General features: G+C 25.6%; 25 protein-coding genes and 1 tRNA gene. 23 read left to right on the plus strand and 3 right to left on the minus strand.

All coding sequences use genetic code 11. The annotated features are described in order from the left end of the window. Window positions 1-41: 41 nt before the first annotated feature. The 11 genes from B5D11_RS02415 to B5D11_RS02465 all read left to right on the plus strand — a co-directional run bounded on the left by B5D11_RS02415 (window position 42) and on the right by B5D11_RS02465 (window position 9,579). A complete protein-coding gene (locus B5D11_RS02415; protein WP_078681459.1) occupies window positions 42-1,901 on the plus strand; it encodes a TIGR03960 family B12-binding radical SAM protein in 1,860 nt (619 codons plus the stop codon). Then, entirely contained in the window at window positions 1,870-2,580 is a 711-nt protein-coding gene (locus B5D11_RS02420; protein WP_180376942.1) for a TIGR03936 family radical SAM-associated protein, read from the plus strand. The genes B5D11_RS02415 and B5D11_RS02420 overlap by 32 nt, the downstream gene beginning before the upstream one ends. A gap of 81 nt (window positions 2,581-2,661) precedes the next feature. After that, entirely contained in the window at window positions 2,662-4,104 is a 1,443-nt protein-coding gene (locus B5D11_RS02425; protein WP_078681460.1) for an Rne/Rng family ribonuclease, read from the plus strand. A gap of 128 nt (window positions 4,105-4,232) precedes the next feature. After that, the gene (gene rplU, locus B5D11_RS02430; protein WP_078681461.1) at window positions 4,233-4,544 is read left to right on the plus strand and encodes a 50S ribosomal protein L21; all 312 of its coding nucleotides are present in this window, start codon (window positions 4,233-4,235) and stop codon (window positions 4,542-4,544) included. A 4-nt stretch (window positions 4,545-4,548) separates the two neighbouring features. Further along, the gene (locus B5D11_RS02435; protein ID WP_078681737.1) at window positions 4,549-4,875 is read left to right on the plus strand and encodes a ribosomal-processing cysteine protease Prp; all 327 of its coding nucleotides are present in this window, start codon (window positions 4,549-4,551) and stop codon (window positions 4,873-4,875) included. Between the two features lie 4 nt (window positions 4,876-4,879). Then, complete coding sequence (gene rpmA, locus B5D11_RS02440) at window positions 4,880-5,182, plus strand: 50S ribosomal protein L27 (protein WP_078681462.1); 303 nt, start codon at window positions 4,880-4,882, stop codon at window positions 5,180-5,182. Between the two features lie 257 nt (window positions 5,183-5,439). Continuing rightward, window positions 5,440-6,714 carry a GTPase ObgE gene (gene obgE, locus B5D11_RS02445; RefSeq protein WP_078681463.1) on the plus strand — a complete coding sequence of 425 codons (1,275 nt, stop codon included), beginning with the start codon at window positions 5,440-5,442 and terminating at the stop codon, window positions 6,712-6,714. A gap of 20 nt (window positions 6,715-6,734) precedes the next feature. After that, window positions 6,735-7,025 carry a ribosome assembly RNA-binding protein YhbY gene (gene yhbY, locus B5D11_RS02450; RefSeq protein ID WP_078681464.1) on the plus strand — a complete coding sequence of 97 codons (291 nt, stop codon included), beginning with the start codon at window positions 6,735-6,737 and terminating at the stop codon, window positions 7,023-7,025. A gap of 450 nt (window positions 7,026-7,475) precedes the next feature. After that, window positions 7,476-8,084: a nicotinate-nucleotide adenylyltransferase gene (nadD, locus tag B5D11_RS02455; protein WP_078681465.1), complete on the plus strand. Its 609-nt coding sequence runs from the start codon at window positions 7,476-7,478 to the stop codon at window positions 8,082-8,084. Between the two features lie 7 nt (window positions 8,085-8,091). Continuing rightward, the gene (gene yqeK, locus B5D11_RS02460) at window positions 8,092-8,664 is read left to right on the plus strand and encodes a bis(5'-nucleosyl)-tetraphosphatase (symmetrical) YqeK (protein ID WP_078681466.1); all 573 of its coding nucleotides are present in this window, start codon (window positions 8,092-8,094) and stop codon (window positions 8,662-8,664) included. A 9-nt stretch (window positions 8,665-8,673) separates the two neighbouring features. Further along, the gene (locus tag B5D11_RS02465) at window positions 8,674-9,579 is read left to right on the plus strand and encodes an RluA family pseudouridine synthase (protein ID WP_078681467.1); all 906 of its coding nucleotides are present in this window, start codon (window positions 8,674-8,676) and stop codon (window positions 9,577-9,579) included. Window positions 9,580-9,641: 62 nt separating this feature from the next. Here the strand turns inward: B5D11_RS02465 and B5D11_RS02470 are convergent, their stop codons facing one another. Continuing rightward, the gene (locus tag B5D11_RS02470; RefSeq protein WP_078681468.1) at window positions 9,642-10,871 is read right to left on the minus strand and encodes a D-alanyl-D-alanine carboxypeptidase family protein; all 1,230 of its coding nucleotides are present in this window, start codon (window positions 10,869-10,871) and stop codon (window positions 9,642-9,644) included. A gap of 125 nt (window positions 10,872-10,996) precedes the next feature. Between B5D11_RS02470 and B5D11_RS02475 the strand changes: the two genes are divergently transcribed. From B5D11_RS02475 to B5D11_RS12615, 5 genes are all read left to right on the plus strand, one after another. After that, window positions 10,997-11,602: a helix-hairpin-helix domain-containing protein gene (locus B5D11_RS02475; protein ID WP_078681469.1), complete on the plus strand. Its 606-nt coding sequence runs from the start codon at window positions 10,997-10,999 to the stop codon at window positions 11,600-11,602. Between the two features lie 52 nt (window positions 11,603-11,654). Beyond that, on the plus strand, window positions 11,655-12,686 hold the full coding sequence (gene selD / locus B5D11_RS02480; protein ID WP_127836415.1) for a selenide, water dikinase SelD: 1,032 nt from the start codon (window positions 11,655-11,657) through the stop codon (window positions 12,684-12,686). Window positions 12,687-12,724: 38 nt separating this feature from the next. Beyond that, on the plus strand, window positions 12,725-14,110 hold the full coding sequence (gene selA, locus B5D11_RS02485) for an L-seryl-tRNA(Sec) selenium transferase (RefSeq protein WP_078681470.1): 1,386 nt from the start codon (window positions 12,725-12,727) through the stop codon (window positions 14,108-14,110). 11 nt (window positions 14,111-14,121) lie between these two features. After that, window positions 14,122-16,026, plus strand: coding sequence for a selenocysteine-specific translation elongation factor (selB, locus tag B5D11_RS02490; RefSeq protein WP_078681471.1), 1,905 nt, complete (start codon window positions 14,122-14,124; stop codon window positions 16,024-16,026). A gap of 54 nt (window positions 16,027-16,080) precedes the next feature. Beyond that, a tRNA-Sec gene (locus tag B5D11_RS12615) sits at window positions 16,081-16,177 on the plus strand. A 60-nt stretch (window positions 16,178-16,237) separates the two neighbouring features. On the opposite strand, the gene B5D11_RS02495 is transcribed toward B5D11_RS12615, so the two are convergent. Continuing rightward, window positions 16,238-16,744, minus strand: coding sequence for a YfcE family phosphodiesterase (locus B5D11_RS02495; RefSeq protein WP_228201960.1), 507 nt, complete (start codon window positions 16,742-16,744; stop codon window positions 16,238-16,240). Between the two features lie 120 nt (window positions 16,745-16,864). Between B5D11_RS02495 and B5D11_RS02500 the strand changes: the two genes are divergently transcribed. The 3 genes from B5D11_RS02500 to holA are packed head-to-tail and all read left to right on the plus strand — an operon-like array spanning window position 16,865 to window position 19,964. Next, window positions 16,865-17,167 carry a hypothetical protein gene (locus tag B5D11_RS02500; RefSeq protein ID WP_078681472.1) on the plus strand — a complete coding sequence of 101 codons (303 nt, stop codon included), beginning with the start codon at window positions 16,865-16,867 and terminating at the stop codon, window positions 17,165-17,167. Continuing rightward, complete coding sequence (locus tag B5D11_RS02505) at window positions 17,154-18,926, plus strand: ComEC/Rec2 family competence protein (protein ID WP_078681473.1); 1,773 nt, start codon at window positions 17,154-17,156, stop codon at window positions 18,924-18,926. Before B5D11_RS02500 ends, B5D11_RS02505 begins: the two co-directional genes overlap by 14 nt. 15 nt (window positions 18,927-18,941) lie before the next feature. Further along, window positions 18,942-19,964, plus strand: a complete 1,023-nt coding sequence (gene holA, locus B5D11_RS02510) for a DNA polymerase III subunit delta (RefSeq protein WP_078681474.1) — start codon at window positions 18,942-18,944, stop codon at window positions 19,962-19,964. A gap of 38 nt (window positions 19,965-20,002) precedes the next feature. Here the strand turns inward: holA and rpsT are convergent, their stop codons facing one another. Continuing rightward, complete coding sequence (gene rpsT, locus B5D11_RS02515) at window positions 20,003-20,269, minus strand: 30S ribosomal protein S20 (protein WP_078681475.1); 267 nt, start codon at window positions 20,267-20,269, stop codon at window positions 20,003-20,005. 197 nt (window positions 20,270-20,466) lie between these two features. Between rpsT and gpr the strand changes: the two genes are divergently transcribed. The 4 genes from gpr to hemW all read left to right on the plus strand — a co-directional run bounded on the left by gpr (window position 20,467) and on the right by hemW (window position 24,772). Beyond that, window positions 20,467-21,441, plus strand: a complete 975-nt coding sequence (gene gpr / locus B5D11_RS02520; RefSeq protein WP_078681476.1) for a GPR endopeptidase — start codon at window positions 20,467-20,469, stop codon at window positions 21,439-21,441. A 73-nt stretch (window positions 21,442-21,514) separates the two neighbouring features. After that, on the plus strand, window positions 21,515-21,742 hold the full coding sequence (locus tag B5D11_RS02525) for a hypothetical protein (RefSeq protein ID WP_078681477.1): 228 nt from the start codon (window positions 21,515-21,517) through the stop codon (window positions 21,740-21,742). 81 nt (window positions 21,743-21,823) lie between these two features. Next, complete coding sequence (gene lepA, locus B5D11_RS02530) at window positions 21,824-23,629, plus strand: translation elongation factor 4 (protein WP_078681478.1); 1,806 nt, start codon at window positions 21,824-21,826, stop codon at window positions 23,627-23,629. 15 nt (window positions 23,630-23,644) lie between these two features. Beyond that, window positions 23,645-24,772 carry a radical SAM family heme chaperone HemW gene (hemW, locus tag B5D11_RS02535; protein WP_078681479.1) on the plus strand — a complete coding sequence of 376 codons (1,128 nt, stop codon included), beginning with the start codon at window positions 23,645-23,647 and terminating at the stop codon, window positions 24,770-24,772. Window positions 24,773-24,816 lie beyond the last annotated feature (44 nt).

Consider the following 24,816-nt stretch of genomic DNA (forward strand, 5'->3'; position numbering starts at 1 on the left):
ATTTATAATGAATTTATGTATATAACATAGGAGGAAATTCGATGAATAAAATAACTGATGATATATTATATAAAGTTTCTAAACCGGCAAGGTATATTGGAGGAGAATTTAATTCTTACAATAAAGACATAAATAAAGTAGACATACGATATGCATTTTGCTTTCCAGATGTATATGAAGTAGGCATGTCTCATTTAGGGACTAAAATATTATACCATGTGCTTAATGAAAGAGAAGATACATTTTGTGAAAGAGTTTTTGCTCCATGGCCAGATATGGAAAAACTTATGAGAGAAAATAATATTGAAATTTATGGGCTTGAAAGTAAGGATTCAATAAGAAATTTTGACTTTTTAGGGTTTACTCTTCAATATGAAATGAGTTATACAAATATTTTAAATATATTAGATTTAGGTAAAATACCTATAAGAGCATCACAAAGAGGTGAAGAATATCCTATTGTAATGTGTGGTGGCCCTTGTGCGTATAATCCTGAACCTCTTTATGATATTGCTGATTTTTTTGTAATAGGTGAAGGAGAAGAAATTATTAATGAAATTTTAGATGTTTTTAAACTTTATAAAGGTAAAAGCAAAAAAGAATTTTTAAAAGCTGTGTCTAAAATTGAAGGAATATACGTACCAAGCTTTTATGAAGTATCTTATAATGAAGATGGAACTATAAAAAAATTTGAACCAATATATAAGGATATCCCTAAAAAAATAAAAAAGAGAATTATAACAAATTTAGATGATAGTATTTATCCTGATAAGTTAATTGTGCCATATATAGAAATAGTTCACGATAGAATTATGCTTGAAACTTTTAGAGGGTGTACAAGAGGCTGCAGATTTTGTCAAGCAGGAATGATTTATAGACCAGTAAGAGAAAAGACTACATCTAAATTAATAAAGCAAACAGAAGAATTAATAAATAAAACAGGATATGAAGAAGTTTCATTAACTTCTCTAAGTATTTGTGATTATTCTGATATAGAAAATTTAGTAGCTTCAATGATTATGAAATATAAAGATAAAAATGTTGGAATATCTTTGCCTTCTTTAAGAATTGATTCTTTTTCGGTTGATTTAATTAAGGAAATACAAAAGGTTAGAAAAACTGGCCTTACTTTTGCACCAGAAGCTGGATCTCAAAAGATGAGAAATGTTATTAATAAAGGTGTAAGTGAGGAAGATTTGATACGCTCTGTAAAAAGTGCTTTCGAGTCTGGATGGTCAACTATAAAACTTTATTTTATGATAGGTCTTCCTTATGAAACTATAGATGACGTAATTGGGATTGCTGATTTAGCTAATAAAGTTTGTGATGAATATTTTAAAATTCCTAAAAATATTAGGAATAAAGGACTTAAAGTAACTGTAAGTACATCGATATTTGTTCCAAAGCCTTTTACTCCATTTCAATGGGCAGCTCAAGATAAAAGAGAGTCAATTAAAGAAAAAATCAATGCTATAAAAGACAATATAAATAAAAAATTTGTAACTTATAATTGGCATGATTCTTTAGTAAGCAATTTAGAGGCAATTTTTGCAAGAGGGGATAGAAGACTTTGCGATGTTTTAATAACTGCATTTAAAAAAGGTGCAAAATTTGACGGTTGGTCTGAATATTTTAATTATGAAATTTGGGAAGAAGCTTTTAAAGAATGTAATGTAGATGGAGATTTTTATACTTATAGAGAAAGAAATTATGAAGAAATTCTTCCTTGGGATTTTATAGATATAGGCGTTAAAAAAGAATTTTTAATAAATGAAAATGAAAAAGCTAAAAATGCAAGTTTAACACCAGATTGCCGATTAGGATGTGCAAATTGTGGTATAAATATAAACTTTAGAGAAGGGAAGTGTTTTGAAGGTGCGATATTTAATAAAATTCACTAAAGAAGCGGATATTAAGTTTATATCTCATCTTGATTTAATGAGAACATTACAAAGAATAATAAGGAGAGCAGAGCTTCCAGTAGAATATTCTAAAGGATTTAATCCACATATGAATATGTCTATTGCACAGCCTCTTTCAGTAGGAATGTACTCATCTGGAGAATATATGGATATAGAACTAAAGAATCTTTTAAACGAAGATTATATTTTAAAAATTCTTAATGAAAATGCACCTTCAAGTATTAAATTTATAGCTGTAAAATTAGTTCCAGAAACTAATAATGGTAAAAAAATACCTCAATCCATGGCTTTAATTGATGCTGCAAAATATATAATAAAAATGAAATATGATAATACAGTAAATTTAAAATATGAAATTGAAGAACTTTTAAAAGAAGAAAAATGGGAAATATTAAAAAAAAGTAAAAGTGGAGAAAAAAATATAAATATAAAAGAATTTATAAAAAACTTTAAATATGAAATAAAAGAAAATGGAATCGAAATAATATGCATTATAGCTTGCGGAAGTAAAAAAAATCTTTCTAGTGATTTGCTAGCTCAATTCATTATAAATAATACTAGCTATGCAAATAAAAATGCTTTTATAGATATAAAAAGAGAGGAATTATATGTAGAAAAAGGGAGCGAAATTATTCCTCTAATAGATTTTATAAAATAGATGGAGGATTTTTATCCTCCATTTATAATTAAAATTTATATTAAATTATATTAAAAAAATAACTTAAGAAGGTGCATTTTTATGAAACAGATATTTATAGAAAGACGAGAAAAACTAATTAGAATAGCTGTAAGAAATGAAGAAAGATTGCAAGAATGCTTTATAGAAAAAATAACTAAAGAGCCTTATTTTGGAGATATATATAAAGGTGTAATAAAAAATATAGTCCCAGCTATAAAATGTGCTTTTATAGATATAGGATATGAAAAAAATTGTTATATGTATCTTGATAAAAAATTTAATAATTTAAAATTTAAAAAAAATCAAGAGATTTTAGTGGAAGTACTAAAAGAAAGTACGGGGGAAAAAGGTCCTAAAGTTACTAATGCTATTACTATACCAGGCAGATATGTAGTTTTAGAAACATTAAATAAAAATCTTAGTTTTTCTAAGAAAATTTATAATAATGAATTTAAAGAATATATAAAAAAATATATTCAAATGCCTGATGAATTAGGAGTTATGATTAGAACAAATGCTCAAAAAGTTTCTATAGATATTATAAACAAAGAAATTAAAAATTTATATGAAACATATAAGTGTATAACAAAAGAATTTAACTATTCTTCTAAATTAAAACTTATTTATAGAGGACAAGATATAATAAGTAAAGTATTAAGAGATGTATTAGATGAATATACTGAAACAATAATAGTAGATAATGAAAAAGATTATGAATTTATAAATGACTTTTTAAAATTTAGTGAAGATGTAAATTGTTTAGTAAAGCTTCATAAAAATAGAAAAACATTATTTAATTATTATGGTATTGAAAAAGAAATATTAGAGCTTAGAAATAAAAAAGTATATTTAAAAAATGGCGCTAACATAGTTATAGAAAAAACTGAAGGAATGTATGTAATAGATGTTAATTCGGCTCAAAATATTAAAGAAAGTTCAATAAAAGATACTGCTTTAAGTACAAATATAGAAGCAGCTTTAGAAATAGGAAGACAAATAAAGCTTAGAAATTTAAGTGGTATAATTATTATAGATTTTATAGATATGGATAATGTAGATGATAAAAGAAAAATTGTTGAAATTTTAACAGAATCTTTTAAAGAAGATAAAAATAAAACAGTAATTTATCCTTTTACAGAATTAAATTTGGTTCAAATTGCCAGAAGGCAAAAGGGCAAATCTATTCTTGAATATATTGAAGAACAATGCGAATGTTGTGGCGGAACAGGAAAACAATTAAGTTTTTTATTTTTAACTAATCTTATAAAAAATGAAATATTTGAAAAATGTTATGAATTAAATACTAAAGATATATATATTGAAGTTTCAAATGTATATAAAGAAAATATAATGTCAGACGTATATAAATTTATTCAAGATATAGGATGTTTAGATAAATCGATATATGTAAATTTTGTTAATAATTTAGATTATTTTAAAGTAGAGCCTTTAATATTTTCAAAACAGATAGAAAAAATGCAAAAATTCAAGATATTTGGCTAAATATTCTTTACAAAAAATAATACATGTGTTAAAATGGCTTTTGTAGACCGCACACGTAAGGTTTTTTTAAAACACTTATTTTTAAGTGTACCTGGGATGGCGAGACTGGATAGAGGAGGTGTATTTTAATGTACGCAATAATAGCTACTGGAGGAAAACAGTATCAAGTTAAAGAAGGAGACGTTATTTACGTTGAAAAACTAGCAGGTGAAGTTGATGAAACTATAGAATTAAAAAATGTTCTTGCAGTTTCTAAAGAAGAAGGGTTAGTAGTTGGAAAACCTGTAGTTGAAGGTGCTTCTGTTGTTGCAAAAGTATTAGGTCAAGGTAAGGCTAAAAAGATCATAGTTTTCAAATATAAGAGAAAAAAAGATTATAGAAGAAAACAAGGTCATAGACAACCTTACACTAAGCTTTTAGTTGAAAAGATTAATGCATAATATTATGATTAAGGTGTTATTTAAAAAGAGATCTAATAATATAATATCTGTTAAAATAAGTGGTCATGCTAATTCTGTAAATGAAGGTTATGATATGGTTTGTAGTGCAGTTTCTGCAGTTTCATTAACCATAGCTAATGGTATTACGGAAGTAGTTAAAGTAAATCCTTATTTATCCATTGAAGATGGATTTTTAAGTATGGATTTTATGGGACTTGATTATAAAGATATTGAAAAATGTCAGATATTATTGGAAACATTATTTATAGGTTTAAAAAGTATTGAAATGAGTTACGGTGATTATATAAATATTGAAGTAGAGGAGGTGTAGCGCGATGTTGGTTATGAACCTTCAGCTATTTGCTCATAAAAAAGGAGTAGGAAGCTCAAGAAACGGTAGAGATAGTGAATCTAAAAGACTTGGTGTTAAATGCGCTGATGGACAATTCGTTCTTGCAGGTAATATATTGGTTAGACAAAGAGGAACAAAGCTTCATCCAGGATTAAATGTTGGAAAAGGAAGCGATGATACTTTATTTGCTAAAATAGATGGCATCGTAAAATATGAAAGATGCGGTAGAGATAAAAAAAGAGCAAGTGTTTATCCAGTTGATTTAGTAGAAGTTGAAGAAGCTTAATAATACCAAAGCACCCTTTACGGGTGCTTTTTATAATGGTGGACTTAAATATTATTAATTAATAAAAAATATTCAATATAACTTCTATAAAAAATATAATTTAGTTAATAATATAGTGTAAAGAATTTGAAAAATAAACCTAATAGGTGTTTACATATATTTTTATTATAAGCTAAAGTAGAAAATTTTTGGGATTGAACCCTTGATGCTTTAGGCTTAAATATATTTTTATTACAAATTAAAGAGGTGATATTAAAATGTTTATAGATAGAGCTAAAATATTTGTAAAATCAGGTGATGGAGGAGATGGTGCTGTTTCTTTTAGAAGAGAAAAATATGTTCCTCTTGGAGGTCCTGATGGTGGTGATGGAGGAAACGGCGGGGATGTAATTTTAGTAGCTGAGTCAAATATGACTACTCTTTTAGATTTTACATATAAAAGAAAGTATATAGCTGAAAAAGGAGCCAATGGCTCTGGCTCTAACTGTTTTGGAAAAAATGGTGAAAATCTATATATAAAGGTTCCAACTGGTACTATAATTAGAGATGTAGAAAGCAATAAAATAATGGCTGATTTAGCTCATCCTGGCGATAGTATAGTTGTAGCTAAGGGAGGTAGAGGAGGTAGAGGGAATGCTAGATTTGCAACTTCTACAAGGCAGGCTCCTAATTTTGCAGAACCTGGAATGCCAGGAGAAGAACGATATATAGAATTAGAGCTTAAGCTTTTGGCTGATGTAGGGCTTATTGGATTTCCTAATGTAGGTAAATCAACATTACTTTCTGTGGTATCTAAGGCAAAGCCTAAAATTGCAAATTATCATTTTACTACTTTAAAGCCTAATTTAGGTGTTGTTGATGTTCCTGGAATTAAAAGTTTTGTCATAGCAGATATTCCAGGTATTATTGAAGGAGCTTCAGAAGGCGTAGGCCTAGGGCTTGATTTTTTAAGACATATAGAAAGAACAAGATTACTTATACATGTAGTAGATATTTCTGGTATTGAGGGCAGAGATCCATTTGAAGATTTTATAAAAATAAATGAAGAATTAAAAAAATATAGTATAAAACTTTGGGATAGACCTCAAATTATTGCTGCTAATAAGAGTGATATGCTTTACGATGAAGAAGTTTTCGAAAATTTCAAGAAAAAGGTAAATGAACTTGGATATAATAATGTGTTCAAGATATCCGCTGCAACTAAAAAAGGACTTGATGAACTCTTAAAAGAAACTGTAAGAATTTTGGATACAATACCAGTAACGAATTTGGAAATAAGTGAAGATGAATGGTTTGTTAAAGAAGATAAAAAATTTACTTATAACATAAAAAAAGAAGATGGAGTTTACATTGTTGAAGGAAGTTTTGTGGATAGACTGCTCAATAGTGTAAATATAAATGAGCCAGATTCATTAAAATATTTTCATAAAGTTCTTAGAAACAAAGGAATTTTAAAAGAACTTATAGAAATGGGAATAAAAGATGGAGATACAGTTAGACTTAATGATTTTGAATTTGAATTTTTATTATAATTTATTGGAGGATTTAAAATATGATAACAAGTAAGCAAAGAAGCTATTTAAGATCTCTCGCAAATAAATTAGATCCTATTTTCCAAATAGGAAAATCAGGATTAGATGAAAGCTTTTTGAATCAAGTTGATGAGGCTTTAGAAGCAAGAGAACTTATTAAAATTAACATATTAAATAATAGCGGATATGAAGCAAGAGAAGCTTTAGATATAATATGCAAGGAATTAAATTGTGAAGGAATTCAAGCAATTGGGAATAAAATAGTACTTTATAGAAAATCTAAGAAAAAACCTAAAATAGAGCTTTTATAATAAATAATTAGCATGTATAAAATAAAGTTTTAAGGGTATTTAATAATTAAAACTTATTAATATAATACATGCTAATTTTATTAATTTAATTATATTACTAAAGTTTTAAATATTAATATATTTTCCTGTTAAAATAATAACTTTATCTATTAAAATAAAGATTTACTATAAAATCTAAAAATTTATTTGCTACTCATTTTAGTTTGAATTATTATTTTAATAAAATATATATATTTTTGTTTCATCTATTTATAAGTAAAAATATTATATCTATGTAATATTATAATTATTTAATAAAATATTTACTTTTATTTACAATTAAAATACAAATTTTTAAATTTTATAAATTGTATGTTGAAAGTTATTTTATAGCTTACTGTGCTTTGATTAAATTATAATTATATATACTAAAAAGAGTATAAAAATTCTATTTTGCAAGGAGATAACAATATGATAAAAAAAGGTATATTTGGAGGAACGTTTGATCCCATACATAATGGACATCTTTATATAGCACATGAAGCAATAAATATATTAAAATTAGATTATATTATTTTTATGCCATCAGGAAATCCTCCTCACAAAACAGATAAAAAAAAGACCGATGCTAATATTAGATATGAATTAGTAAATATGGCTATTAAAAATGAGAAAAAATTTATATTAAGTGATTTTGAAATTAAAAATAAAGGTTTAAGTTATACATATAAAACTGTGGAATATTTTAAAAGATTAGAGCCAGAAACTATTTGGTATTTTATAACTGGGGTAGATTGCCTTATGGATATAAATAAATGGAAAAATGTAGACAAAATATTGGAAAATTGTAAGCTGGTTGTATTTAATAGGATTGGCTATAATAAGGAGAACATTTTAAAACAAAAAGAAAAAATAGAAAAAATATATAAAAAGGAAATTATATTTTTAGATATACCTCTTTTTAATGTATCTTCTACTCAAATAAAAAATATGATAAAAGAAGGAAAAGATGTAAGTTTTCTTCTTCCAACTAATGTATATAACACTATTTTAAAACTTAATTTATATAACATGGAGTGAATTTAAAATGTGGAATAAAAATCAAATAATTAAATTTTTAGAAAAAAATTTAGATAAACAAAGATTTGAGCATAGTTTGAGAGTAATGGATACAGCAGAAAAACTTGCAATACATTATGGAATAAATGTTGAAAAAGCAAAGATTGCAGGTCTTATACATGATTGTGCTAAAAATATGAATGATGAAGAAATGAAAAATATTATAATAGATAATAATTATAATTATAATGATATATATATAAAGACAGCAGCCTTAATGCATGGATTAGTTGGCGGGATTATAGCTAAAAATATTATGGGAATCGAAGATCAAGAAATATTAAATTCAGTAATATATCATACTACAGGTAGAGAAAATATGAGTATGTTAGAAAAAATTATTTATATATCAGATTATATAGAACCTATGAGAAAATTTGAAGGAATAGAAAATATTAGAAATATGGTTTATAGAGATTTAGATGAAGCACTATTATTAACTTTTGATAGAACTATTAATTATATAATATCTAAAGGACAACCACTTCATTTAGACACTATTAAAGGTAGAAATTTTCTTATAATGAAGAAATGCAGGTGAATATAATATATGGATAATTTTTTAATTTTTAAGGTATGTGAAAAAGAAGATGGTTTAAAGCTTAGAGAATATCTAAAAAAAGTAGCTAAGCTCTCAGGAAGACTTATTAGAGGAGCTGCACTCCACGATAAAATAAAGGTAAATGATAAAATAGTAAAACTTAATTATATTTTAAAAAAAGATGATATTATAACATTTGATGTAACTAAAGAAGAAAGTCAGAATATAGAACCAGAAAAAATGGAAATAGAAGTTGTGTATGAAGATATGGATGTAATAGTCGTAAATAAGCCTTCTGGGATTGTTGTACATCCTACTAAAAGTTATCCTAATGGGACTCTAGCTAATGGACTTTTATATTATTTTAAAGAAAAAAATGAAAATTGTATAGTAAGGCTAGTAAGTAGACTTGATATGGACACTTCAGGATTAATTTTAATTGCCAAAAATCAATTTTCACATATGGCTTTAGCAAGAGATATGCAAAATGATAATTTTAAAAAGAATTATTTAGCTATAGTACATGGAAAATTAAAATCAAAGGAAGGTACAATAGATCTGCCTATTTATAGGCCTGAAAAAGATAGTATAAAAAGAATTGTAGATTATAGAGGTCAAAAAAGTATAACACATTTTAATGTTATTGAAGAATTTAATTTAGGAAGTTTAGTTAAGCTTACTCTTGACACTGGAAGAACTCATCAAATAAGAGTTCATTTAAGCTATATTGGAAATCCTATTTATGGAGATAGTTTATATGGAACGGATAAAGATGATATATATATAAAAAGGCAGGCATTACATGCTTATAAGTTAGCTTTCCCTCATCCAAGAACTGGAGAGATAATAACTTTAGAAAGTAATCTCCCAAAAGATATGCAAGAATTAATAAAAAAATTAAGTAATATCAATTAAATATAGGGTTTCAAAGTTAAATTTAATTTTGAAACCCTATATTATTAAAAACAATATATATTTTAAATAACATCTAATTTTCTTTTTTTTTTAATAATAAAAGTTAATATAGATATTATTAAAAGTATTGATATACCATATAAAGCTATATTAAATTTACTTTTATTTGATATAAGTGATTGTTTCAAATTAGAAGTATATTTATAGTCTACTGTACTTACTAATTTAAGATTTGGTAATATGTTTCCATTTAAATTTATAGATGCTTCTGCTATTATATCTCCTTTTTTAAAAGTTTTGCTTTTTATATTTGGTTCCAATAATTTAAATTCAGGTTTAATATTGGAGCCTTTTTCTTTGATATAATAATAATCTTCATAGGCAGCAAGTGGTATAACTAAATTGTTTTGAGATAATGTAGTTACAATATCACCTTTTTTAAATAAAGATACTACCTCAAAATTATTAAATCCATAATTAAATAATTTTACACTATCTTCATAATAACTTTTTGTGTTGCTATGTACTAGAGCTAAAATAAGCCTATGGTTGTCTTTAATTGCACTTGCTACATATGAAAATCCAGATTGAGTTGTATAGCCTGTTTTACCGGCTTCAGCTTCTTTATAGTAGTATTTAGAGTTTTTTTGAATTAATTTATTTTCATTGGCTAAATATATTCCTTCTGGATGTTTATTTGTAGGTGGTATTTTATAAATAAAAGTAGAAGCAATTTCTCTAAATTCGGGATGTTTCATAGCTTCATTTAAAATAATAGCTAAATCTTTAGCTGACGTTTTATGGTTATTATCATAAAGACCATGTGGATTAACAAAATTAGTATTTTCGCATCCAAGTTCTTTTGCCCTTTTGTTCATAAGCTTTGCAAAAGTATCCGTAGAACCGCTTATATGTTCTGCAAGAGCCTCAGCACAATCGTTTCCAGATAAAAGAAGCAATCCATATAATAAATCTTTTGCTTTTATTTCTTCACCTTCAAATATTCCAATTTTACTTCCATCTACATAAGGAGTTTTTTTGCTAACTGTAATAACATCATTTAAATTTATATTTTCAATAGTTAAAAGAGCAGTCATAATTTTTGTAGTTGATGCAGGTGGATATGCTGTATTCATATTTTTAGAGTATAATATAGTGCCAGTATCAGCATCCATCAATACTGCACCATCAGAAGCAACAGAAGGTGGAAGAGTATTTGCAAAAACTATATAATTTTTATAATTAAAAGCTAAAATAAGAAAAATACATAATAAAATAAAAAATCGTTTCATTTTTGCCTCCTTGTATGTAATTAATCTAATTATATCAAAAAATGTTTAAATAAGCGATAAAATTTTAAAAAATTGTCAATAATCAGTAATGAAATTAATATTTACAAAGTAATGGAGGAAATATTATGAAGACAAAACAAAAAATTATTGGCTCAGTAGTTATATTAGTAATGCTTATAATTTTTTTAGTTATAGGATTAAATTTAAACAAATCTAAAAATTTAAAGTTAAATGAAGATGATATATTTGTTGAAAGTACTTTCAATGAAAATAATCAAAAAAATGAAGAGAAAATTATAACAGTATACATAAAAGGTGAAGTAAAAAAACCAGGAGTTTACAGATTAAAATATGGTAGTATAGTAGAAGACTTAGTTAAAGAGGCGGGTGGATTTACAGATGAGATAAATCCAGATAGTAAACTAAATTTAGCCAAAAAATTAAAAGATGAAGATTATATATATGTAGATAAAAAGACAGATAATGCAAATAATATTAAATCTACAGGAATTTTAAATGGAGTAGCTTCAGAAAATAATAAAATAGATATAAATACTGCTACTATTGAAGAATTAGATAAAATACCTGGAGTAGGGGCTGTTACAGCTCAAAAGATTGTTGATTATAGAGAAAAAAATGGATATTTTAATTCTATTGAAGATTTAGATAAAATAGATGGCATAGGTAAAAAAACTATAGATAAATTTAAAGACATAATAGACATTAGATAATTAATACTATAAAATATAATTTATTAGTATATAATTTTTGTAAGGAGGGGTTATTTTGGAGAAAAGATTAACAGAAATGACAAGAACTTCTGGATGAGCAGCTAAAATAGGGCCGGAGACCCTTTCAACAATTCTGGATAAAATTCCTAAAATGGAAAATAAAAATTTAATAGTAGGTATAGAAACATCAGATGATGCAGCTGTTTATAAATTAGATGATAATAATGCCATAATACAAACTTTAGATTTTTTTACTCCTGTAGTTGATGATCCATATACTTTTGGACAAATTGCTGCTGCAAATGCTTTAAGTGATATATATGCTATGGGAGGGAAACCTTTAGTAGCATTGAATATTGTTTGTTTCCCACTATGCCTTTCTTTAGATATATTAGCTGAAATATTAAAAGGTGGAGCAGATAAGGTAATTGAAGCAGGCGCTGTAGTTGTTGGAGGACATACTGTTGATGATAATGAGCCTAAATATGGATTATCTGTAACTGGAATTGTTCATCCTAAAAAAATACTTAAAAATTTTGGGTGCAATATAGGAGATATTGTTATTTTAACAAAGCCTTTAGGAACTGGTATAATAAACACAGCAATCAAAGGAAGAATAGTTAATAAAAATGCATATAATGAAGCAGTAAAAGTTATGTCTACTTTAAATAAATATGCGGCAGAAATAATAACAAATTATAATATAACTGCTTGCACTGATATAACTGGTTTTGGACTTTTAGGCCATAGTTATGAAATGGCTTGTGCTTCAAATGTAACTTTAAAATTTTATAAAAATAATATACCATATATAAAGGAAGCAAAAGAATATGCACAAATGGGATTAGTGCCACAGGGTACTTACAATAATATTGCTTATTTAGAAGGCAAATATGAACTTAAAAATATACCTGAATGGTTTTCAGATATATTATTTGATCCTCAAACTTCTGGAGGCTTATTATTTTCTTGCAGTAATAATATAGGTGAAAAAATAATTACTGATCTTAATAATGCTGGAATAAAGGCAGAAATTATTGGAGAAGTATTACCTTTAAAAGAAAAATACATAATAGTGGAATAATAGTAATTTAATTTCAGAAAGGAGAAAATTATTATTTAATGAATAATAAAGAATTACTTAGAAAACTTCCTAAGATAGATGAAATGCTTAAAGAAGATATAGTAAAAAAGGAACTTTCAAGTACTACAAGATCAATTGTGATTGAAAGCTTAAGAGAAGCTATAGATAAATTTAGAAATGACATTATTTTAGGAAAAATTAAAGAATTTAACAATAAAGACATTTTAGATTGTTTTTATAAAAAAATACAAAGAAAAAAAATTCCTAAATTAAGAAAAGTAATTAATGCTACAGGAGTTATCCTACATACTAACTTAGGAAGATCCATATTATGTAAAGAAGCAATAGAAAATGTAATATCAATTTCTGGCGATTATAATAATTTAGAATATAACATTGAATCTGGAGATAGGGGATCACGATATAGTCATGTAGAAGATTTAATAAAAAAGATAACAGGAGCAGAGGCTGCTGTGGTTGTAAATAATAATGCAGCAGCTGTAATGCTTATATTGAACACATTTTGTAATAATAAAGAAGTAATAGTATCACGGGGACAGTTAGTTGAAATAGGTGGATCTTTTAGAATTCCAGATATAATGAAATTTAGTGGAGCAAAGCTTGTAGAGGTAGGTACTACTAATAGAACTCATTTATATGATTATGAAAACAACATAAATGAAAATACAGGAATGCTTTTAAAAGTACACACTTCTAATTTTAAAATTATGGGATTTACAAAAGAAATACCTTTAGAAGATCTTGTTTCATTAGGTAAGGCATATGATATACCTGTTGTAGAAGATATAGGAAGCGGTGTACTTGTGGATTTTTCTAAATATGGATTTGTATATGAACCTACTGTTATGGATAGTATTAAAAAAAATGTGGATATAGTTACTTTTAGTGGAGATAAAATGCTTGGAGGACCTCAAGCTGGTATCATAGCAGGCAAAAAAATATATATTGATAAAATAAAAAAAAATCAGCTTATAAGAGCACTTAGAGTTGACAAAATGACTTTGGCTGCACTTGAAGGAACATTAAAATGTTATTTAGATGAAGAATATGCTATAAAAAATATACCTACTCTTTATTCCATTTTGACTCCTAAAGAAATACATAAAAAAAGAGCACAAAATTTAAGGAATAAACTTAAAAACCAAAATGTAAATTTAGAAATAAAGATTGAAAAAGACTATTCTATAGTAGGTGGAGGAGCTATGCCTTCAGAAAAAATAGATACTTATGTACTTAAACTTAAAAGTGATATATATAGTGCAGAAGAAATAGAAAAAAGATTAAGAGAAAATTCAGTCCCAATTATAACAAGAATATATAATGGAGAAGTTTATATGGATTTAAGAACAATTTTTGATAGAGATTTTAATTTAATTGCTGACTCATTAAAAAAATTATTTTAATGGTGATAAATATGAAACACATTGTAATAGGTACAGCGGGTCATATAGATCATGGTAAGACTACACTTATAAAAGCTTTAACAGGTAAAGATACAGATACTTTAAAAGAAGAAAAGGAAAGAGGTATTTCTATAAATCTCGGATTTACATTTTTTGATTTGCCTTCTGGGAAAAGAGCTGGAATTATTGATGTACCTGGACACGAAAAATTTATAAAGAATGCATTAGCCGGAGTAAGTGGAATTGATGTAGTTTTACTAGTTATAGCCGCAGATGAAGGAATAATGCCTCAAACAAAAGAACATTTTGAAATATTACAGCTTTTAGGGATAAAAAAAGGTATTATAGTTATTACGAAAGTTGACTTAGTAGATAAAGAATGGCTTAAAATGCTTAAAGAAGATATTAATGATTATTTTAAAGATACTTTTCTTCAATATGCTCCTATTCATTTTGTTTCTTCGAAAACTGGTACTGGCATTAAAGAATTAGTAAATGATATAGATAAAATTACAGAAGAAGTAGAAACTAAAGATATAGAAGGTTTTTTTAGGATGCCAATAGACAGAGCTTTTACAGTAAGCGGGTTTGGAACAGTAGTAACAGGTACTATAATAAGTGGTAAAATAAAAGAAGGAGATATTGTAGAAATATATCCATCACATATTTTATCTAAAATAAGAGGAATTCAAGTGCATGAAAATCAAGTTGAATTTGCAGAAGCAGGACAAAGATGTGCTATAAATTTATCAAATATAAAATTAAATGAAATAAAAAGAGGGGATGTTATAGCCACTAAAAATACAATGGCTCCATCACTTATAACTGATTGTTCTTTTTACTATTTAAAATCTTGTGAAAAACCTCTTAAAAATAGGCAAAGAGTAAAACTTTATCATGGTACAAATGAAATTTTATGCAGGATTATAATACTAGATAAAGAAGAAATATTGCCAGGAGAAAAATCTTATGTGCAGCTTAGACTTGAAGAACCTTTAACAGCGCAAAAAAACGATAAATTTGTTATTAGAAATTATTCTCCTATGTATACATTAGGGGGAGGAACAATAATAGAACCGCTAGCTAAAAAAGCAAAAAGATTTGATAAAAATTATATAGAAGAATTAAATATTAAAGAAAGTGGAAATTTTGAAAGTGTACTTGAAAAAACTTTAGAAAAAATAAGCTATGAATATCCAAATATTAATACAATATCAAAATCTATAGGTAAAAATGAGGTAAATATACAAAATAAACTAGAAGAATTAGTTCAATGCAAAAAAATAATTAAGCTTATATCACTGGACAAACCTATTTATATTCATAAAAATTTTATAAAACATAAAAGTGAAGAAATAGAAAAGTATTTGATACATTTTCATAAAAATAATCCATTAAAAATTGGAGCTTCTAAAGAAGAAATAAAAATTAAAATTTTTGGTAAAAACATAAAACAAAAAATTTATGATGAAATATTAGAAATTTTAAAGAATAAAAAAATTATAAATATTAATGGAAATTACATTTTCTTATATAATTTTAAAGTAAAATACAATAAAGAAAATCAATTAATTAAAGATAAAATAATAAATTTATATATGAATTCTAAATATATGCCGCCTAAATATGATGAAATAGTTCAAAATAAAAAAGATTTTAAAATAGTATATGATTCACTTATAGATAGTGGTGAACTTATAAAGGTTTCAGAAGATTATATATTGTTAAAAAAGCATTATGAATATGCAAAAGAAATAGTAATTAAATTTATAAATGAAAATGGAAATATATCAGTTGCAAAAATGAGGGATATGTTAAATACTAGCAGAAAATATGCAGTAATATTATTAGAACATTTTGATAATATAAAGCTTACTAAAAGATTAGGAGATATTAGAGTATTATATAAAAAATGATTTTATAATATTGACTTATTATATACTTTAATATAAAATTATAAAATATAATAAGGGAATAGATAGGTACTGGTGTGCCTGCCAGTCTTCAAAACTGTGCAGTCGTGCTAATAACACGATTGGTGGGTTCGATTCCCACATGTTCCCGCCAAATATAAAAATAATCTGATAAAAATTTTTTGTCAGATTATTTTTATATACAGCTAATAAATTAAAATTTATTAAAAAATCTAAGTTGAGCATTAATATAGTCTTTTTCAAGTTCTAAAATTATAATAGAATGCCATCTTTTCTTTTTTTTACTTGTGGGAGTACCAGGATTTAGCATTAATGTTTTATCTATGAATTTTATTATAGGTTCATGACTATGACCAAATATTATTACATCTAATTTATCTTTTTTAAATACTTCATATGCATTATCTATTGTGATATTGCTTTCTCCAATACCATGATATATACCTATTTTATAGCCATTAAGTTTTATAATTTCCTTTTCTTTTAGTTCTTTTCGTATTTTATTTCCATCATTATTACCATAAACACCAATAAATTTTTTATGCTTTTTTATTGCTTCAATTACTTTAATATTTCTATAATCTCCAGCATGAATTATCAAATCTATGTCTTTAAAAAATTTTTCTATAAGTATATCAATTATATATATATCTTTTGAAATATGCGTATCAGATATTATTCCTATTTTTATTTTTAACACCTCCAAGTTAATTAAATAATTATAAAATATTTATTTAATTTAAGTCTTATACTTATATATATAATAGTTTTGATTAAACTTTAATCTTTTGGATAAAATAAATATGGAGGTGGTTTTAAAATGCTAGAAAATATTATAGAAACTGATATTTTTGGAAGCAATATTGTTTATTTAAATATACCAGAAGAAGATTATTTTTTAAGTTATGAAGATGTAACTAAAGAGGCTGCAGAAGAGATAACAAAAACTTTTTTCTTAATGCGAGGAAGAGAAGGAATACCAGAAGTGAAAAACATAGAATTTATTGAACCTCTCCATAGTGTTAGAATTACTCTTGATGTTAAAAAACAGGAAGGCAGTTATAAAACAGGATATGCTGTTCCTACACATTTAGATATAACAAAAAATAATGAACCCTTATAAACCAATTGTTTTTTACGCTATATCATTATATATAGGCTGTATATCCTATGTACTTTTTAAAAATATTGCCTTGTTAGGTGCAGTTTTAGCTGCATCTTTTTTAATAATAATCTTCTTTACGATAAAAAAGAGTTTTTCTATACTTATAATAGCTTTTTTCTTATTAGGTTTTTTTAGCAATTTATTTTATTATAGTTTCAATTCCTTTGATAAAATTGAAACTATAAGAATAAAAGAATTAAAAGATTTTTATGCTATAGGTCAGTCAAATGGGAAAAAAATAGTATTAAAAGGAAATCTTAATGAAATTCTAGAAGGAGATAAAATATTAGCTTATGGTAAATTTGAAAAAAAATCAGATTTTAATAAAGGGTTAGTTGGAGAATTTTATATAGATAATTATAAAGTTTACAAAAAAGATATTATATATAATATTAATAATTTGAAAAGAAATATTTCTTACAAATTTACGAAGAATTTAGGGGAAGAAAATGCGGCTTTTATTATGTCAATTTGTTTTGGAGAAACTAAATATCTTTCAAACGTTCAAAGGGATAGTTTTAATAGACTTGGAATTATTCATGCTATAAGTGTATCTGGATTTCATATAGCTATAATATATAAAGTCGTGGAAGGAATTTTAGGTATAATACCTTCTATAGTAATTTCATTTGCCTATATGATTTTCACTGGTTCCCAACCAGCAACTATAAGGTCTTTCATTATGATTTTAATCCTTAAACTTTCTAAAAAAGTATATAAAAATTATGATGCTATTTCTTCATTAAGTTTGTCGGCGCTTATTATTTTAACAATAAATCCATATTATGCAGTAGATTTAGGATTTAATCTTTCCTATTTATCTACTTTAGGTATAATTTTATATTTTGATAAAATAAAAAGAACATTATACAAACTTCCTAAAAGTATAAATGAAAGTTTAAGCTTAACTTTGAGTGCCCAAGCATTTTCAATGCCTTATGCATCACTAACTTTAGGAAATATAAGCTTTGGTTTTATACCTGGTAATTTAATACTTTTACCAATTTACACTATAGTTGTTATATGTGGAAATATAGCGTTAATTTTTATAAACATAGATTTAGTATTTAATTTATTGTGTAAATTAATACATATCATTATAATAATATTAGATGGAGCACAGTATATTTTATTAAAAATATCTCCTAAAGTAAGTTATATGTCATATATAGATAGTATTGCTATATTTAGTATTATAGTATCTTTTATATTAGTTAAAAAAGGCAATGATAAGTTAAAATTTGTACCTATAATTGCTTTGTTTATAACATTAAGTCAATACTATAACTTTATACCTAAAATACAATTTGTAAGTATTAATAATATTAATAGTGTAATTATAAGTTATAAATTGGATAGGGTGCTTATATATGATCAGCAAAATTTTGATGAAGAAAGTTTAAAATCTATAAAAGAAAAATTTTATATAACAAAAACAATAAATACTTATAATAAAAATATTACATTAAAATTAAAGAAAGATTGTTATATAAAAATTTTTAATTCTAAAGACAATATAGAATTAGAGGTAATATCTGATAATCTTAAAACTGTAATAACATATAATGATTCACAAATTATAAATAACAATAAAGACGTTTTTAAAATAATTAATTATCCTCAAAATAAATATTATTTAAATGGTAAAAAAATACAGATTTATACTTATAATATATTATTTAATCAAGTTTATATTAGTTATAATATTAATAATTGAAAGGAGTATTGGGATTTGCAGGATTATTTAGAACTTGAAAAAAATATAAAAAAAAATAATTTTGATAATTGTTATATTTTTTGCGGAACTGAAGAAGCTCTTATTAAAGAAACTATAGACATTATAGTTAATAAAAATGTACAAGAATCATTTAAAGAATTAAATTATGTACAATTTGATGGTTTAACTGCGGATGCTTTTAATATAGTAAATACATGCGAAACTATACCTTTTATTAGTGATAAAAAAGTAGTCGTTGTATATAGAGCCAATTTTTTAAAAGAAAATGAAGACCAAGAATCTAAAAAAAAATTAGAAATAATTACAAAGTATATAGAAAACCCAGCCAAGCATTGTATTTTAATAATGTATTATATTTTTGATGATGATAGAGAAAAGATAAGTGATAATTTAAAAAAAATAGATAAAAAAGCTTGTGTAGTTAAATTTAATAAACTTACTGGACAAAATCTTGAAAAAAAAGTAAAAAAAATATTTGAAGATAAAGGAAAGAATATAGGTAATTTTGAGTTAAAGCTTTTTTGTGAAAGTTTAGAAAATAATATGAATATAATTAAAAATGAAGTTGAAAAGTTATGTATGTATGCTTTTGAAAGAGATATAACTAAAGAGGATATATTAAAACTTTTACCTCCTAAAACAGATAATGATATTTTTAATTTAGTAGATAGCATATCTTCAAAAAAAATAGAAAAAGCATTAAATATTTTTAATGAACTTATATTTAAAGGAGAAAAAATTCCATATATTTTATATATGATAGAACGTCAATTTAATATTTTACTTCAGATAAAAATTGGAATAGAGAGTGGAAAAAATAGTGAAGTTTTAGCTAAAGAATTAAAATTAAATCCTTATATATGTAGTAAAATGATAGTCCAAAGCAAGAAATTCACTATAAAAGGATTAAAACAAGCTATTAATTTATGTTTAAAAACTGAAGAAATTTTAAAAACTTCTTCATTAAATAGTAAAACAGAAATGGAACTTTTAATAATAAATACAAGTATATATTAAAAAATAAAAAACCGGTTGATTATACACCGGTTTATTTATTAAGCGTTTAATGCATTTAATTTTGCAGCAAGTCTTGATTTTTTTCTTGAAGCTTTATTTTTATGAATTACTCCTTTTGAAGCAGCCATATCTAAAGCCTTAGTAGCATTTATAAAAGCAAGCTTTGCTTCGTCAAAATTTCCGTTTGCAACAGCAGCTTCAAATTTTTTAATCATAGTCTTTAATGAAGATTTTATCATCTTATTTCTAAGTGTTTTAGTTTGTGTTACTTTTATTCTTTTTTGAGCTGACTTTATGTTTGCCATTTTTTATTCACCCCCTTATGATTTAATAGGGCCTCAGCAGTTTGGGGAAATCTGCGTACGAGTTTCTCTTATATAACAAAGGTATTATAGCATTTATTATAATATACTTCAAGTATTATTTATTAAAATAATGGTAAAACTAATAATAAAATTAAAGGTAAAGAGGTGAAATGTCCTATTTAGAGGACGATAATTTAATGAGAGATGTTAGAACTGATTTAGCTATAGAAGCAAAGGAAATATATCAAAATGAAAATGGAGGTGAAATACCAGGAGTAGAAGTTTATGAAGAAAATGATGAAGATATAAAAATTACTAAAGTAAAAATAATAAACGAAGAAGGAGAAAAGGCTATGGGCAAGCCCATAGGCACATATATAACCATTGATATTCCAGAAGTTACACATTATGATAGCGATACTATGGATGAAGTTAGTAAAGTACTTGCTAAATCATTGATTCCAATGATTAAATTAGATAAAAGTATGACAGCGTTAGTAGTGGGACTTGGAAATTCTAATATTACTCCAGATGCATTAGGTCCTAAAGTTATATCTAGATTAATGATAACAAGGCATTTAAAAGAATTAGTCCCAAATAATATTGATGAAGAAATAAGACCTGTATGTGCTTTGTCTCCTGGAGTTTTAGGAACTACTGGAATAGAAACTAGTGAAATAATAAAAGGGGTAGTTGAAAAAATAAAACCTAATATAATTATATGTATAGATGCTCTTGCCTCTAGAAAGATGGAAAGAGTAAATAGGACTGTACAAATTGGAAATAGTGGAATATCTCCAGGATCAGGAGTAGGAAATAAAAGAATGGAAATAAGTGAAAGGACTTTGGGTATTCCAGTTATAGCAATTGGAGTTCCTACAGTGGTAGATGCAGCAACTATGGCAAATGATACTATAGATTTAGCAATAGACGAAATGATAAATCAAGCTCCTAAAGAAGGAAAATTTTATAATATGCTTAAATCAATAGATAAAGATGAAAAACATAAAATGATAGAAGAAATTTTATATCCTTATGTTGGAAATCTTATGGTTACACCTAAAGAAGTGGACTTAGTTATAGATTCTCTTTCTAAAGTAATAGCAAATGGAATAAACATAGCATTGCAGCCAGCTTTAGGATTAGATGATATAAATAGGTATATAAATTAATTTATAAAATTTAATTATAATTGAATAGAAATTTATAAAAAAGTACATCCTTTATATTAAGGAGGTACTTTTCATGTTTAAAAAAATTAAATATTTTACTGTCAGTTTATTTTGTGTATCAGTAATTTTTTATGGATTTATAAAAATAAGCAATGAACTTCCAGACTTCATTAAAGATAGATCTAATATTAAAATTACATATAATAAAAATCCTTTTGATTTAAAATTTGATATAGGAAATTATATTATATATATAAATAAAGAAGTTTTTTATAATATTAAAAATAAAATAACAAATTAACAATAATTATTATATTGACACATTCCTTAATTATTATGATATAATTTATTTTGATTTATTTACACAATGGGGGTAAAAGTTATGGCTACAGACAGACAAAAACATATAAGAAATTTTTCGATAATTGCCCATATAGATCACGGAAAATCTACTCTTGCAGATAGATTAATTGAAAAAACAGGAACTTTAACCCAACGAGAAATGGAAGAGCAAGTACTTGATAATATGGAACTTGAGAGAGAAAGAGGAATTACAATAAAAGCTCAAGCTGCAAGACTTGTTTATAGAAGAGAAAATGGAGAAGAATACATATTAAATCTTATAGATACTCCAGGACATGTAGATTTTAATTATGAAGTATCTAGAAGCCTTGCAGCTTGCGAGGGTGCTGTATTAGTTGTAGATGCTACTCAAGGTATACAAGCTCAAACTTTAGCTAACACTTATCTTGCAATAGATCATAATCTTGAAATTGTACCTGTAATAAATAAAATAGATCTTGCAAGTGCAAGACCAGACGAAGTTAAAAAAGAAATAGAAGATGTAATTGGTATTGAAGCAGAAAATGCACCTCTTATTTCTGCAAAATCTGGATTAAACATAGATAAAGTTTTAGAAGCAATAGTTGAGAATATTCCTGCACCAGAAGGTGACGAAGAAGCTCCTTTAAGAGCACTTATATTCGATTCTTATTATGATAGTTATAAAGGAGTTATATGTCATATAAGAATTAAAGAAGGAAAGATAAAAGTTGGGACTAAGATTAAACTAATGGCTACAAATAAAATATATGATGTTACAGAAATCGGAGTATTTGTACCTCAAATGAAACCTATAGATGAGCTTCGTGCAGGAGATGTAGGTTATTTAACAGCTTCAATTAAGGTTGTTAAAGATGCGAGAGTTGGAGATACTATAACAGAAGCAGATAGACCAGCTAAAGAACCACTTGAAGGTTATAGGCCTGCTGTACCTATGGTTTTTAGCGGAATATATCCAGTAGATGGAGCTGATTATGAAGAACTTAAAGAAGCACTTGAAAAACTTCAATTAAATGATGCTGCTTTAAGCTTTGAACCAGAAACATCAATAGCATTAGGCTTTGGATTTAGATGTGGTTTTTTAGGACTTCTTCATATGGAAGTTATTCAAGAAAGAATAGAAAGAGAATATAATATAAATATTATAACTACTGCTCCTTCTGTTATTTATAAAATAACTAAAACAGATGGAAGTACAATAGAACTTACAAATCCAACTAATATGCCAGAACCTTCTAAGATAGAATACATGGAAGAACCTATTGTAAAAGCATCTATAATTACTCCTACTGATTATGTTGGAGCTGTTATGGAACTATGCCAAAATAGGAGAGGTATATTTAAAGATATGCAATATATTGAAGCAACAAGGGCAGTACTTAATTATGATATTCCTTTAAATGAAATAATATATGATTTTTTTGATGTGTTAAAATCTAGAACAAGAGGATATGCTTCATTGGATTACGAATTAAAAGGCTATGCTAAAAGTAAACTTGTAAAATTAGATATATTATTAAATGGCGATGTAGTAGATGCTCTCTCTATGATTGTACCGGAAGAAAGAGCCTATAGTAGAGGAAGAGGTATAGCTGAAAAATTAAAAGAAATAATTCCAAGACAACAGTTTGAAATACCAATTCAAGCCGCAGTAGGTGGTAAGATAATAGCTAGAGAAACTGTGAAAGCACTTAGAAAAGATGTACTTGCAAAATGTTATGGAGGAGATATAACTAGGAAAAAGAAACTCCTAGAAAAACAAAAAGAAGGTAAAAAGAGAATGAGACAAATAGGTACAGTAGAAGTACCTCAAGAAGCTTTTATGTCAATTTTAAAAATAGATTAAAAGGGGAAAATATTTATGAATAATGGAATATCATTATATATACATATTCCGTTTTGTAGACAAAAGTGCTTATATTGTGATTTCCCATCATTTTCAGGTAAAGAAAATTTTATGTATGAATATATTTTGGCTTTATGTAAGGAGATAAATTTTAAAGTAAATAAAAAAGTTAACACAATTTTTATAGGTGGGGGAACTCCCACCTATTTAACATTAGAGTGTTTAAATATTTTAAAAAATTCTATCGATAATTTAGATAAAGATGAAAATTTTGAATTTACAGTTGAAGGTAACCCAGATAGTTTCAGTAAAGAAAAGCTTGAATTTTTTAAAAGCATGGGAGTAAATAGATTAAGCATAGGGCTTCAAGCATGGCAAAATAGTTTGTTAAAAAAAATAGGAAGAATACATAACAGAGAACAGTTTATAAATACTTATAATGAAGCAAGGAAAATAGGTTTTAATAATATTAATGTTGATTTAATGATGGGACTTCCAAATCAAAGTTTAAATGACTTTAAAGAAACTCTTAATGAAGTTATAAAATTAAATCCAGAACATATATCTTGTTATAGCTTAATAGTTGAAGAAGGAACTGTTTTTTATGATATGGATAGAAAAGGAAAATTAAACCTTCCTGATGAAGATGACGTAGTAGCAATGTATGATTTTTGTGTAAATTTTTTAAAAGATAATGGATATTTACAATATGAAATATCTAATTTTTCAAAAAAAAATTTAGAATGCAAGCATAATTTAACATATTGGAACCTAAAAGATTATATAGGATGTGGATCTGGAGCGCATTCATATATAGAAGGATTAAGGTATAAAAATTATGATGATATAGAAAAATATATAAATATGATAAATAAAAATAAAAATGCAGTAATAGAAGAATATAAAAATACTATAGAAGATGAAATGGAAGAATTTATGTTTTTAGGTCTTAGAAAAATAGAAGGAATATCCATAAAAGACTTTAAAAATAGATTTAAAATAGATATTTACGATATATATAAAGATGTTATAGAAAAATTTGTAAAAAGAAATTTGTTAATAAAAAATAAAGATCGTATATATCTTTCTTATGAAGGAGTTAAATTATCAAATCAAGTTATGTGTGAATTTATATTAAATTAAAATAAAGTGAAAAGATAAGAAAATAGGAGGAATATTAACTTAAA

It is taken from the genome of Clostridium sp. USBA 49, assembly GCF_900167505.1.
GTDB classification, from domain to species: Bacteria; Bacillota; Clostridia; order Clostridiales; family Clostridiaceae; genus Clostridium_AT; species Clostridium_AT prolinivorans.

Excerpts from the sequence above, each read along its gene's own strand:
- hemW (WP_078681479.1), top strand. The coding sequence starts at position 23,645 with ATGAATAATGGAATATCATTATATATACATATTCCGTTTTGTAGACAA.
- B5D11_RS02465 (WP_078681467.1), top strand. The coding sequence starts at position 8,674 with ATGGATAATTTTTTAATTTTTAAGGTATGTGAAAAAGAAGATGGTTTA.
- yqeK (WP_078681466.1), top strand. The coding sequence starts at position 8,092 with ATGTGGAATAAAAATCAAATAATTAAATTTTTAGAAAAAAATTTAGAT.
- B5D11_RS02415 (WP_078681459.1), top strand. The coding sequence starts at position 42 with ATGAATAAAATAACTGATGATATATTATATAAAGTTTCTAAACCGGCA.
- rpmA (WP_078681462.1), top strand. The coding sequence starts at position 4,880 with ATGTTGGTTATGAACCTTCAGCTATTTGCTCATAAAAAAGGAGTAGGA.
- rplU (WP_078681461.1), top strand. The coding sequence starts at position 4,233 with ATGTACGCAATAATAGCTACTGGAGGAAAACAGTATCAAGTTAAAGAA.
- B5D11_RS02435 (WP_078681737.1), top strand. The coding sequence starts at position 4,549 with ATGATTAAGGTGTTATTTAAAAAGAGATCTAATAATATAATATCTGTT.
- yhbY (WP_078681464.1), top strand. The coding sequence starts at position 6,735 with ATGATAACAAGTAAGCAAAGAAGCTATTTAAGATCTCTCGCAAATAAA.
- lepA (WP_078681478.1), top strand. The coding sequence starts at position 21,824 with ATGGCTACAGACAGACAAAAACATATAAGAAATTTTTCGATAATTGCC.
- obgE (WP_078681463.1), top strand. The coding sequence starts at position 5,440 with ATGTTTATAGATAGAGCTAAAATATTTGTAAAATCAGGTGATGGAGGA.
- B5D11_RS02470 (WP_078681468.1), bottom strand. The coding sequence starts at position 10,871 with ATGAAACGATTTTTTATTTTATTATGTATTTTTCTTATTTTAGCTTTT.
- gpr (WP_078681476.1), top strand. The coding sequence starts at position 20,467 with ATGAGAGATGTTAGAACTGATTTAGCTATAGAAGCAAAGGAAATATAT.
- B5D11_RS02500 (WP_078681472.1), top strand. The coding sequence starts at position 16,865 with ATGCTAGAAAATATTATAGAAACTGATATTTTTGGAAGCAATATTGTT.
- B5D11_RS02425 (WP_078681460.1), top strand. The coding sequence starts at position 2,662 with ATGAAACAGATATTTATAGAAAGACGAGAAAAACTAATTAGAATAGCT.
- B5D11_RS02505 (WP_078681473.1), top strand. The coding sequence starts at position 17,154 with ATGAACCCTTATAAACCAATTGTTTTTTACGCTATATCATTATATATA.
- selB (WP_078681471.1), top strand. The coding sequence starts at position 14,122 with ATGAAACACATTGTAATAGGTACAGCGGGTCATATAGATCATGGTAAG.
- B5D11_RS02525 (WP_078681477.1), top strand. The coding sequence starts at position 21,515 with ATGTTTAAAAAAATTAAATATTTTACTGTCAGTTTATTTTGTGTATCA.
- nadD (WP_078681465.1), top strand. The coding sequence starts at position 7,476 with ATGATAAAAAAAGGTATATTTGGAGGAACGTTTGATCCCATACATAAT.
- B5D11_RS02475 (WP_078681469.1), top strand. The coding sequence starts at position 10,997 with ATGAAGACAAAACAAAAAATTATTGGCTCAGTAGTTATATTAGTAATG.
- rpsT (WP_078681475.1), bottom strand. The coding sequence starts at position 20,269 with ATGGCAAACATAAAGTCAGCTCAAAAAAGAATAAAAGTAACACAAACT.
- selA (WP_078681470.1), top strand. The coding sequence starts at position 12,725 with ATGAATAATAAAGAATTACTTAGAAAACTTCCTAAGATAGATGAAATG.